The sequence below is a fragment of the Sphingomonas sp. RB1R13 genome (genome assembly GCF_036663775.1).
GTDB lineage: Bacteria > Pseudomonadota > Alphaproteobacteria > Sphingomonadales > Sphingomonadaceae > Sphingomicrobium.
This window is the reverse complement of the sequence record NZ_JAXOJM010000015.1, coordinates 1-1,701: the sequence shown is the minus strand read 5'-3', so window position 1 is coordinate 1,701 and position 1,701 is coordinate 1. Positions and strand designations below refer to the sequence as shown.

Annotated in this window: 2 protein-coding genes; both read right to left on the bottom strand. The window is 69.4% G+C overall.

Annotated elements, in window-relative coordinates:
* Window positions 1–2 precede the first annotated feature (2 nt).
* Window positions 3–1,343 (bottom strand): chloride channel protein, encoded by a 1,341-nt coding sequence (locus U1700_RS14390; protein WP_332753381.1) that lies wholly within the window; start codon window positions 1,341–1,343, stop codon window positions 3–5.
* 66 nt (window positions 1,344–1,409) lie between these two features.
* The coding region (locus U1700_RS14385) for a hypothetical protein (protein WP_332753380.1) at window positions 1,410–1,701 on the bottom strand (292 nt) is incomplete at its 5' end.

The window sequence follows — 1,701 nt, the reverse complement described above, 5'->3', positions numbered from 1 at the left end:
GTCTACGGTTGCCCCGCCCGCTTCACCGGCGCCATCGCAAAGGTCCGCGACAGGCCGTGGTATAGCTTTTCGCGGCAGATCAACTGGCTGACCCCGTCGGCGATGAAGGCGGTAGCGAACATCGGCAGCATCAGGCCCCGGCTGGCGGTTGTCTCGGACAGGATGATGACGGCGGTCAGCGGTGCGCGGACCACCCCCGCGAAATAGCCGACCATGCCCAGGATCACGATCGCCGAAGCAGGCGAATCCGGGAAGACCGACCGCAGCAGATTGCCCAGGCCCGCCCCGACCGAGAGCGACGGCGCGAAGATGCCGCCGGGAAGCCCCGCGACAGCGGTGGCCAGCGTCGCCAGGAACTTGGCCGGGCCGTACCAGAGCGGCGCATCGACCCCGACGATCATCGCCCGCGCCGCACCATAGCCGGTGCCCCAGGTCAGCCCGGTGCCGACGCCCAGCCCCGCGACGACCACGCCGCACAGCCCGGCGAACAGGATCGGCTGCGCCTTGCTCCACTGGGTCACGCGGTTGGTGCCCGTCGCCATCATCAGCATCAGCCGGGCAAAGCCGCCGCCCGCCAGCCCGCCGACGATGCCCGCGACCGGCGCGACGATCAGCGCGGTCACGATCGGCATGTGCGCGCCGATCAGCCCGAAATAGACGTAATCGCCCTGCGCCGACTGGGCGACCATGCCCGCGATCGCGATGGCCGCGATGACCAGCAGCGTGACCTTCTGCTCATAGGCCGAGGCGAGTTCCTCGATCGCGAACAGCAGCCCGGCCAGCGGTGTGTTGAACGCCGCCGCGACACCCGCCGCGCCGCCCGCGATCAGGACCGCGCCGCGCAACGGCACGCCCAGGATACGGTGCGTCACCCCCATGATCGCGGCGGCGATCTGGACCGTCGGCCCTTCGCGACCGACCGATGCCCCGCCCAACACCGCCGCCAGGGTCAACCCGGCCTTGGCGATCACCGTGCGCAGCGACACCAGCCCGCCGGTCGCCTGTTCGGGATCGGCCTGCGCCGCCATCACCTGCGGAATGCCCGATCCCCGCGCGAGCGGCGCGAAGCGCCGGGTGAACCAGACCAGCCCCGCAAACAGCAGCGGGGTCACGACCAGGGGCGCCCAGTGATAACGGCCCGAGAAATGGTGGAACATCTCACCCGCCGCGTCGGCCGCCTCGGCAAAGACCGTCGCCGCCAACCCGATCGCAACCGCGCCGATCAGGATCGCCAGCCGGGTGCGGAACTTGACCGAGCCCGGCCCCTGCTTCCGCAGCAGCGCACGATAGCGCGCGGGCGTCCATTTCCGGAAGGAGGCAAGAGGCGGACTCTGATCGGTCATGTCCGGCCTCTACACCCTTATCGCCCCACAAAACCAGCCGAACCGGACGATATACCCCCGTCCCGCTCAGGGCAGCGGAACCGCGCCCTTCACGGGGGCCGGACTCGTCATCGGCTTGCCGGGCACGACGACCCGGCCGATCATCCGCGCGCCCTTTTCGTCGCGCTTCAGCTCAATATCGACGCTGTCGACCGTCTCGTTCGCCCGGCCGAAATTGCGGAACAGATGCGCGGTCAGGATGGTCGCGCCATTGGGATCGATCCGGTCGGGTGCATAGACATTGGCCTGCGCCGTATACGTCCCCGGCGGCGCGGCGTGGATCATATATTCCTCCGGCCCATAACCACGCGTCATGTCC